Annotated in this window: 5 protein-coding genes and 3 tRNA genes; 5 read left to right on the forward strand and 3 right to left on the reverse strand. The window is 68.2% G+C overall.

The annotated features are described in order from the left end of the window. Window positions 1-164: 164 nt before the first annotated feature. Window positions 165-920 carry a cell envelope integrity protein TolA gene (gene tolA / locus ACIP1U_RS28505; RefSeq protein ID WP_400322291.1) on the forward strand — a complete coding sequence of 252 codons (756 nt, stop codon included), beginning with the start codon at window positions 165-167 and terminating at the stop codon, window positions 918-920. Between the two features lie 51 nt (window positions 921-971). Here the strand turns inward: tolA and ACIP1U_RS28510 are convergent. The 3 genes from ACIP1U_RS28510 to ACIP1U_RS28520 all read right to left on the reverse strand — a co-directional run bounded on the left by ACIP1U_RS28510 (window position 972) and on the right by ACIP1U_RS28520 (window position 1,234). Further along, window positions 972-1,046 (reverse strand) — tRNA-Thr (locus tag ACIP1U_RS28510). Window positions 1,047-1,076: 30 nt separating this feature from the next. Then, a tRNA-Gly gene (locus tag ACIP1U_RS28515) sits at window positions 1,077-1,152 on the reverse strand. A gap of 6 nt (window positions 1,153-1,158) precedes the next feature. Then, window positions 1,159-1,234: transfer RNA gene (locus ACIP1U_RS28520), tRNA-Asn, on the reverse strand. A gap of 285 nt (window positions 1,235-1,519) precedes the next feature. Between ACIP1U_RS28520 and ACIP1U_RS28525 the strand changes: the two genes are divergently transcribed. The 4 genes from ACIP1U_RS28525 to ACIP1U_RS28540 are packed head-to-tail and all read left to right on the forward strand — an operon-like array spanning window position 1,520 to window position 6,752. After that, the gene (locus tag ACIP1U_RS28525; RefSeq protein ID WP_400322293.1) at window positions 1,520-3,682 is read left to right on the forward strand and encodes an acetate--CoA ligase family protein; all 2,163 of its coding nucleotides are present in this window, start codon (window positions 1,520-1,522) and stop codon (window positions 3,680-3,682) included. After that, on the forward strand, window positions 3,679-4,686 hold the full coding sequence (locus tag ACIP1U_RS28530; RefSeq protein WP_400322295.1) for a tripartite tricarboxylate transporter substrate binding protein: 1,008 nt from the start codon (window positions 3,679-3,681) through the stop codon (window positions 4,684-4,686). The genes ACIP1U_RS28525 and ACIP1U_RS28530 overlap by 4 nt, the downstream gene beginning before the upstream one ends. Window positions 4,687-4,706: 20 nt before the next feature. After that, complete coding sequence (locus ACIP1U_RS28535) at window positions 4,707-5,591, forward strand: SDR family oxidoreductase (protein WP_400322297.1); 885 nt, start codon at window positions 4,707-4,709, stop codon at window positions 5,589-5,591. Between the two features lie 9 nt (window positions 5,592-5,600). Continuing rightward, the gene (locus ACIP1U_RS28540) at window positions 5,601-6,752 is read left to right on the forward strand and encodes an acyl-CoA dehydrogenase family protein (RefSeq protein WP_400322299.1); all 1,152 of its coding nucleotides are present in this window, start codon (window positions 5,601-5,603) and stop codon (window positions 6,750-6,752) included. Window positions 6,753-7,079: the final 327 nt, after the last annotated feature.

Consider the following 7,079-nt stretch of genomic DNA (forward strand, 5'->3'; position numbering starts at 1 on the left):
GTCTTAACAAGTCAAACGGCAGATAAGTGGTTAATTAGCCACTAACGAGGCGGTTTGTCTGGTGAAGATGCCGTTCCCTCTACCTTGGTTCGGCAGGCCGCGCTTCATAGAATGAATGAAGTCGCTCTTGGACAAGCGGTCCGGATTACGCCGCAGTCACCGCCATGCAAGCTGTCGCCTATCCTTACCAGCCGGTGCCGGAACGGGGCACCATGCGCTGCTTCCTGCTGGCCCTGCTGATGCACCTGTTGCTGGGCGCCCTGCTCTACTACGGCGTGCGCTGGCGCAACGCGGTGCCAGAAGGTGTGTCAGCCGAATTGTGGGAGTCCGTGCCAGAAGTGGTCACGCCACCGCCGGCGGTCACGCCGACGCCGACGCCAAAGCCCGTCGAGGAGGAGGACGCCGATATCTCCCTGCAGGAAAAACAGCGCAAGGCCGAACGTGCCGCCCGCGACGAAGCGCAGCAGGCACGGCAGCGTGAAAACCAGGCCCGCACCGACGCGGCCCGCAAGGAGGCGCAACGCAAGGCACAGGAGGAACTTCGCCAGGCTGACAACACGCGGCGCCAGGGCGAACTGGCCCGCCTGCAGGCACAGGCGGGCCGTGCCAACGTCGGGGCCGGTTCCGGCACCTCCGCGCGGCCTTCGTCGGGCTATGCGGAACGGGTCCGGCAGCGGGTCAAGCCGAACATCATCTTCAACGATGACCTCCCCGGCAATCCGGCGGCGGTGGTGGCGGTGCATATGGCGCCGGACGGTTCGGTGCTGTCGACGCGGCTGGCGAGGTCAAGCGGCAACCCCGGGTGGGACAACGCGGTGCTGCGCGCGGTCGCGCGCTCGGATCCGCTGCCGCGCGACGAGAACGGTGTCGCGCCCTCGAACATCAACATCACGTTCTGGCCGAAGGACCAGGGCGGCTAGTCGCGGCGCCGTGCGAGACGAAAGGGAAATACAGAGGGGAAACAAAAGGGATGGTGCCCATGGGCAGGATCGAACTGCCGACCTCTCCCTTACCAAGGGAGTGCTCTACCACTGAGCCACATGGGCGTACACGCTCCGGCGAAAACCGGAAGGATTTGGAGCGGGAGACGAGTCTCGAACTCGCGACCTCAACCTTGGCAAGGTTGCGCTCTACCAACTGAGCTACTCCCGCGCACTTTGGCTCCCCGACCTGGGCTCGAACCAGGGACCTGCGGATTAACAGTCCGTCGCTCTACCGACTGAGCTATCGGGGAATTCATCGCGTTTTCAGCGAAGCGCGGATTCTACAACAACGTTGGCGGGTTTTGAAAGGGGTCAACGACAAAAATCCGCAGAACGTGGTGCGGTCATTGCAGCCTGGTAGCGGCGCGGCGCTGAAGGCAACCCACATCTTCCAACAGGCCGTTGCAGTACCACCGTTGCCTGCCTATCCCAAATCTGTGCACATTGTGCACATCGAACGGCCGATCGCTTGTCCCCGCCCACCCGATACGCTTGAATCGGGTCACCCTTCCGGCAGAGGAAGGATGGAGACAACGATGCCTATTCCCAACACGGCGCGGCCACCGGAATGCGCCGATCGCACCGCACTGGCGCAGCTGCTTGAGCCCGCCTCGATCGCCATCATCGGCGCCTCGCGCGATACCAGCCGTATCGGCGGCGTGGCGCTGGATCACCTGCAGCGCCTCGGCTACCAGGGGCAGGTGTACCCGGTCAATCCGCGCTATGCGGAGATCGCCGGGCTGGCCTGCTATCCCGATGTGGAATCCCTGCCGGCCGTGCCGGACGTGGCGGTGCTGGCGCTCGGCGCCGACGACGTGCTGTCGCAGTTGCAGCGCTGCCATGCCCGCGGCATCCGGGCCGCCATCCTCTATGCGTCGGGCTTTGCCGAGGCCGGCGAGGCCGGCGTCGCGCGGCAGGCCGCGCTGACCGCCTTCGCGCGCGAAAGCGGCATGGCGATCGCCGGGCCCAACTGCATGGGGCTGGCCAACCTGACCACGCGTGCCATCACCGCCTTTGCCACCACCTTCCGCGCCTACCCGCCGCAGGACGGCCCCGGCGCGGTCAGCCTGCTGACGCAGAGCGGCAATGTCTGCGCCATTGTCTATGCCACCGGCAGGCAGATGGACGTGGGCTTCCACCAGTTCATCAATACCGGCAACGAAGCCTGCCTGGACTACGCCGACTACCTCGACTACCTCGCCGACGATGCCCAGACCAGCGCCGTGGTCGGCTACGTCGAGGGCCTGCGCAGCGGGCCGCGCTTTATCGACGCCGCGGCACGGCTGCGCGCGGCGGACAAGCCGCTGATCGTGCTGAAGGCCGGCGAGAGCGAGGCCGGTTCGGCGGCCACGCAATCGCACACAGCCGTGCTCGCCGGCAACCAGGCCATCTACCGCGCCGCCTTTGCCCAGGTCGGCGCAATGCAAGCCAGCGATCCGACCCACCTGACCGACCTGGCCTACCTGTCGGGCTTCCGCCAGCGCAGCGCGGGCCGCAGCGTGGTGGTGGCGTCGGTGTCGGGCGCGATGGGTGCGCTGTCCGCCGACCTGCTCAGCGCCGCCGGCCTGGACGTGCCGTGCCTGCCCGAGCCGGTGCAGCAGCGCCTGCAGGCCGCCGTACCGGAACTAGGCTCAGCGGCGAACCCGGTCGACCTGACCGGCCAGCTGTTCAACCGCAGCGGCCTTGCGTATGCCGTGCTCGACAACCTGGCGGCGGTCGACGGCGTGGACGTGATTTTCCTGTATGCCACCGCCTATCTGCTCGACCGCGTGGCGGACGAACTGATCGACGTGGCGGGCAAGACCAACCGGCTGATCGTCGTCGCGACCACCGGCGAGCCGGCCAGCCGCACCAGGCTGGCTGCGGCCGGCGTGGCGCTGTTCCCGGATGTGGCGCGGGCGGCCAAGGCCTTGGGCACGTACGTAGGATGGCTCGGCACCCAGGGGCGGACCGCGCACTGGATGGCACTGCGCGCGCAGGCGGCCGACCGTCCGCAGGCCGAAGCACTGCCCGCTACCGCGCTGGACGAGTATCAGGCCAAGCACTGGCTCGCCGGTTTCAGGGTGCCGATCGGCGTGGAAGCCGTGGCGTCCACACCCGCCGATGCCGCACGCGCCGCCGCGAGCCTCGGCTTCCCGGTGGCAGTAAAGGTGCTCAGTCCCGACATTGCTCACAAGACCGAGGTCGGCGGCGTGCAGCTGGGATTGCGCGATGCACAGCAGGTGCACGACGCGGCCGCGCAAGTCGTTGCCGCCGCGACGCGCGCCAAGCCGGATGCACGTCAGCGCGGCGTGCTGGTGCAGCAGATGGCCAGCGGCGTCTGCGAGCTGATCGTTGGCGTGACGCGCGACCCGGTATTCGGCCCGGCCATGACGGTCGGCCTGGGCGGGATATTTACCGAGGTCTTCCACGACGTGGCGCACCGCTTGCTGCCGGTGGACCGCGCCATGGCCCGCGAGATGCTCGCCAGCCTGCGCGGCTACCAGCTGATGACCGGCTTCCGCGGCAAGCCCCCCGCCGATATCGACGCGGCCGCGGATGCCATTACAGCGCTGTCCGACGCCGCGATGGCGCTGGGCGACTCGCTCGCTGAAATGGAAGTGAATCCCTTGCTGGTGCGCGAAGCGGGCCGCGGCGCGGTCGCCCTGGACGCGCTGGTGCTGACGCAGCAGCCGAACCACGACGGAGGCCGGCAATGAGAGACGACACCATCGACACCCGCCGCCGCGACACGCTGGCGCTGCTGGGCCTGGGCGGGCTGGCGCCGCTGGGCGCGCTGGGTATGCTGACCTCCGGCGCCGCGCGGGCGGCCGACTTCCCCGCGCGGCCGGTTACGCTGATCGTGCCGTTCGCGGCCGGCGGCGCCACCGATACGCTGGTGCGCACGCTGGCCGACAGCGCCGGCAAGACGCTGGGCCAGCCCGTCGTCGTGGAGAACAAGCCCGGCGCCGCCGGCGTGCTGGGCGCCAATGTGGTCGCGCGCGCCAAGCCCGATGGCTACACCCTCACCGTGATCCCGGAACCGGTGTTCCGGCTGCCCCACCTGCAAAAGACGCAATACGACCCCCTGCGCGATTTCACCTACGTGATCCACCTGACCGGCTACGCGCTTGGCGTGGCGGCACGCGCCGACGCGCCGTGGAAATCGTGGCAGGAGATGGTGGACGATGCGCGCCGCCGTCCGGGCAAGATCAGCTACGGCAGCACTGGCACCAACGGCACCATGCACGTGACCATGGAAGAGATCGGGCAGAAGCTAGGCGTCCAGTTCAACCATGTGCCCTACAAGGGCGAGTCCGAGATCATCGCCGCACTGATGGGCGGGCATATCGACCTGGGCGTCACGGCCGGCGGCATCGGCCCGTATGTCGACAGTGGCAAGGCGCGCTGGCTGGTGCTCTGGACGGCCGAGCATTCGCGCCGCTGGCCGCGCGTGCCGACCCTGCGCGATGCCGGCGTCGACATCGTATCCACCTCGCCGTTCGGCATCGCCGGCCCCCGCGACATGGACTCGCAGGCCGTGCAGGTGCTGCACGACGCCTTCCGCAAGGCGCTCAACGAACCGGCGATGCAGAAGCTGCTGGAGCGGCTCGACCAGGAGACCGCTTACCTGAACAGCGCCGACTACGCCGCCTTCGCGCGCCAGCGCTATGAAAGCCAGGGCAAGCTGGTCAAGCGCCTCGGCCTGACTGCCAACCCTTGATGCCCGATCCCGGAGCCCGCATGCAATATCGATCCGTCTTCCACGCCGGCCTGTTCGCCGGCCGTACCGTGCTGGTCACCGGCGCCGGCAGCGGCATCGGCCGCTGCACCGCGCATGAACTGGCCAGCCTGGGCGCGCGCGTGGCGCTCGCCGGGCGCAAGCTGGAAAAGCTGGAGCAGGTCCGCGAGGAAATCCTCGCCGCCGAGCCCGAAGCCGCAAACCGGCTGACGCTGCACAGCTGCGATATCCGCGACGAGGCGCAGGTGCGCGAGACCGTGGCCGCGGTACTGGCGGCACACGGCGGCATCGACGGTCTCTTCAACAACGCCGGCGGGCAGTTTCCCGCGCCGCTGCGCGACATCAGCCTGAAGGGCTGGGAAGCCGTGGTGCGCAACAACCTGACCGGCGGCTTCCTGGTGGCGCGCGAATGCTTCACGCAATGGATGGAGGCCAACGGCGGCGCCATCGTCAACATCATTGCCGACATGTGGAACGGCATGCCGGGCATGGGCCATTCTGGCGCGGCGCGCGCCGGCATGCTGTCGTTCACGGAGACCGCCGCATGCGAATGGGCCGCCGCGGGCGTGCGCGTCAACGCCGTGGCGCCGGGATGGATCGCGTCCAGCGGCTTTGACACCTATCCGTCCGATTTCCAGGCCAAGATCCGCCAGCTGGCGCGCAAGGTGCCGCTGCAGCGCCTGGGCACCGAGGCCGAGGTCTCCGCGGCGGTGGTGTTCCTGCTGTCTCCGGCGGCGGCTTTCATCACCGGCTCGACGCTGCGCGTCGACGGCGGCGTGCCCAACGCCAAGCACACCTGGCCGCAGCCGCAGCACCAGCGCTCGCAACCGTTCAACGGCTTCCCGCTCTACACGCTGCCGCAATGCCTGACGCCGTCCAACGAGTAAGCGAACACCATGATCCTGCAACCGGCCAACCCGCGCTACTACAGCGCGGACCATGAAGCGTTCCGCGCCAGCGTGCGGCGCTTCTTTGAAAAGGAAGTCGCGCCCAATGCCGAGGCCTGGGACGAGGCCGGCAGCTTCCCGCGCGAGCTGTACCGCAAGGCCGCGGAAGCCGGCCTGCTGGCGCCCGGCTTCCCCGAGGAGTACGGCGGCGCGCCGTGCGACGCCTTCTACCGCATGATCCTGTTCGAGGAGCGCGCCTGGGGCGGCTCGGGCGGGATCGCCTCGGGGCTGTTCTCGCACACCATCGGCGCGCCGCCGATCGCCGCGGTTGGCAGCGAGGCGCTGAAGGCGCGCGTGTTGCCGCGGATCCTGTCAGGCGAGAAGATCTCCGCGCTGGCGATCACAGAGCCCGCCGCCGGCTCCGACGTGGCCCGGCTGTCGACCAGCGCGCGCCGCGAAGGCGACCATTACGTTGTCAACGGCACCAAGCTCTATATCACCTCCGGCATGCGCGCCGACTACTTCACCGTTGCCGTGCGCACCGGCGGCCAAGGCTCCGGCGGCGTCTCGCTGCTGCTGATCGAAGGCGATAGGCCGGGGCTGAGCCGAACGCCGCTGAAGAAAATGGGCTGGTGGGCGTCCGACACCGCGCAGCTGTTCTTCGAGGACTGCCGCGTGCCGGTGGAAAATCTGGTCGGCGAGGAAGGCAAGGGCTTTGCCGCCATCACCCGCAACTTCAACCACGAGCGCCTGGCGCTGGCGGCGGCGGCCTGCGGCTATGCCCAGGTTTGCTTCCACGACGCGCTGGCGTGGGCACGCGAGCGCCATACCTTCGGCAAGCGGCTGGCTGACCACCAGGTGGTGCGCCACCAGCTGGTCGACATGGCTACGCGCATCGAATCCACGCGCGCCCTGCTCGATGACCTGGCCGCTCGGCTGGACGATGGCGCCGCGCCGGTGGCGCAGATCGCGATGGCGAAGAACATGGCCACGCGGACCTTCCAGTTCTGCGCGGACCGCGCGGTGCAATTGCTCGGGGGGATGGGCTATACGCGCGGCAGCCGCGTGGAGCGGCTGTACCGCGAGGTCAAGGTGATGATGATCGGCGGCGGGGCGGAGGAAATCATGAAGGACCTGGCGGCAAAGCAACTGGGGCTCTGAGCGCCAAAGTCAAAGGCTGCCAATGTTGGCGCCCCTCTCCCATTTATGGGAGAGGGGCGGGGGAGAGGGCAGGAGTTGCCACGAAGTGAGACGCCACGGTGCTTGCCATGCGCCTGCCCTCTCCCCCATCCCCTCTCCCGCAAGCGGGAGAGGGGAGCAAACAACCTGGAATTCTCCCTTTGTCAGCAATCTGCCGCGGGCGTTTAGGCTCCTGACAAAGTCAAAGGCTGCCAATGTTGTCTCCCCTCTCCCATTTATGGGAGAGGGGCGGGGGAGAGGGCAGGAGTTGCCACGAAGTGAGACGCCACGGTGCTTGCCATGCGCCGG

The organism is Cupriavidus sp. NPDC089707, assembly GCF_044748965.1.
In the GTDB taxonomy this organism is placed as follows: Bacteria; Pseudomonadota; Gammaproteobacteria; order Burkholderiales; family Burkholderiaceae; genus Cupriavidus.